2 protein-coding genes are annotated in these 2,169 nt (G+C 76.0%); both read left to right on the plus strand.

What is annotated here, in order from left to right:
- A partial coding sequence (gene cobA / locus BN12_RS21180) for a uroporphyrinogen-III C-methyltransferase (protein ID WP_083454831.1) occupies positions 1 to 974 on the plus strand: 974 nt, incomplete at its 5' end.
- 20 nt (positions 975 to 994) lie between these two features.
- Positions 995 to 2,092, plus strand: a complete 1,098-nt coding sequence (locus BN12_RS21185) for a uroporphyrinogen-III synthase (RefSeq protein WP_048556713.1) — start codon at positions 995 to 997, stop codon at positions 2,090 to 2,092.
- Positions 2,093 to 2,169 lie beyond the last annotated feature (77 nt).

Genomic DNA, 2,169 nt, shown 5'->3' on the forward strand with positions numbered 1-2,169 from the left:
CCCCCGCCGTCGTCGACCATGCCGGTATGCGGGTCGGCGTCGTCTCCCACGGCGTGGCCGATCCCCGGCGGGTCGCCGGGCTGCGCGACGCCCTCGCCGAGCACCTCCACACGGCGCCGCTCGACCTGCGAGCCCGGCGCGAGGCGAGCCGGGCCGGCGGCCGGGTCGTCCTGGTCGGAGGCGGACCGGGCGCCGACGACCTCATCAGCCTTCGCGGCCGGCGCGTGCTCTCGGAGGCCGACGTCGTCGTGACCGACCGGCTCGGACCGACGGGGCTGCTCGGTCTCCTGCCCGACGACGTCGAGGTCGTCGACGTCGGCAAGACGCCGGGCCGCCACCAGGTGAGCCAGGAGCAGATCAACGCGATCCTCGTCGACCACGCGACACGCGGCCGGACCGTCGTGCGGCTCAAGGGTGGCGACCCCTACGTCTTCGGGCGTGGCGGCGAGGAACACGCCCACTGCGCGGCTCACGGCATACCGGTCGAGGTCGTGCCCGGCGTCGGCTCGGCGGTCGGCGCTCCTGCCACGGTGGGAATCCCGTTGACCCACAGGGGAACCGTCGGCGGGTTCCACGTGGCCCACGGGCACGCAGAGCTCGACGCCGCATCCGTGGCGTGTGTCGTCGACGCGAGCGCCACCCTCGTCCTCCTCATGGGCGTCGCGACCCTGCCCGACCAGGTGACCCGGCTGCTCGCGGCCGGTGCGGACCCGCATACGCCCGTCGCCGTCATCGAGAACGCGACCCTGCCGGCCCAGCGGGTCGTCCGGGCACCCCTGTCGGGAGTCGTCGCGGCGGCGGACGAGTGTGCCGTCCGAGCGCCGGCCGTCGTCGTCATCGGGAGAGTCGCCGATCCCGGTCTCCTCGACGCGCCCGACGGTCCGGCCGCCCCTCGCGTCTCGTCGGCCGCCACCTCCGTCGAACCGCCGTGCTCGACCTCCCTCCTGTCCCCGGCGACAGGAGGGCGTCGGTGAGCGGAGGTCTCACCCCCGTCATGGCCGGGTGCGTCGTCCTCGTGACGGCCGACCGGCGCTCGGGCGAGCTGGCGAGCGCCCTGGCCCGCCGCGGCGCGACGGTGCGCCATGCGCCGAGTCTCGGCATCGTCCCGCACGTCGACGACGAGCAGCTCCTCGCGCGCACCCGGGAGCTCGTCGCCGACCCGCCCGAGATCGTCGTCGTGACGACGGGGATCGGGTTCCGCGGATGGGTCGAGGCGGCCGACGCGGCCGGGCTCGCCGACGACCTCCTCGCGGCCCTGTCCGGCGCCCGCCTCGTCGCGCGGGGACCGAAGGCGCGCGGGGCGCTCCAGGCGACCGGACTCGTCGCCGACTGGGTCGCGGACTCCGAGACGTCCCGCGAGGTCCTCGGCCACCTCCTCGCCGAGGAGGCTCTCGACGGGAGACGGATCGCGGTGCAGCATCACGGCGCCGGCGCCGACGGGATCGACGAGGAGCTCGCCGCCGCCGGTGCCGACGTCGTGAGCCTCGTCGTCTACCGCTGGGGACCGCCGCGCGACCCCGCGGCGGTCCGCGACTCGGTGCGCGCCGCGGCGGCGGGTGACATCGACGCGGCGGTGTTCACCTCGGCGCCCGGTGCGCACGCCTGGCTCGGGACCGTCCGCGCCGAGGGCGCCCTCGCCGACATCGTCGGCCGGTCGGGGGACGGCTCGATGGTCATGGCCGCGGTGGGTCCGGTGACGGCCGGACCGTTGCGCGCCGTGGGGATCGAGCCGCTCGTCCCCGACCGCGGCCGGCTCGGCGCGCTCGTGCGGACCCTCGTCGGCCACTACGAGAACCTGCATACCGCGGCCGTCACCACACCGGCGGGCCGGCTCCAGGTCCGCCGGACCGTCGCGCTCCTCGGCGACCACGTCCTGCCCCTGTCACCGAGCGGGCTGGAGGTGCTCCGGCTGCTCGTCGAGGCCCGCGGCGCCGTCGTCACCCGCGAGCAGCTCCTCGCCGCCCTCCCCGGATCGTCGTGCGACCCGCATACCGCCGAGGTCGTCGTGGCCCGGGTCCGCGAGGTGTGCGGGGGTCGCGAGGTCGTCCAGACCGTCGTCAAGCGCGGCTACCGGCTGGCCCTCTCCTCCTGAGCCCGCCAGGCCGCCGCCACTCGGCAGGTGCGGGGTTGTCGTGGTTCCACCTCGTTCCCGACCACGGAAAGCCCGCA

It is taken from the genome of Nostocoides japonicum T1-X7 (genome assembly GCF_001046855.1).
Lineage (GTDB): Bacteria > Actinomycetota > Actinomycetes > Actinomycetales > Dermatophilaceae > Nostocoides > Nostocoides japonicum.

Bases quoted from the DNA above. Each gene is read 5' to 3' on its own strand.
- BN12_RS21185 (WP_048556713.1), top strand. From the start codon at position 995: ATGGCCGGGTGCGTCGTCCTCGTGACGGCCGACCGGCGCTCGGGCGAG.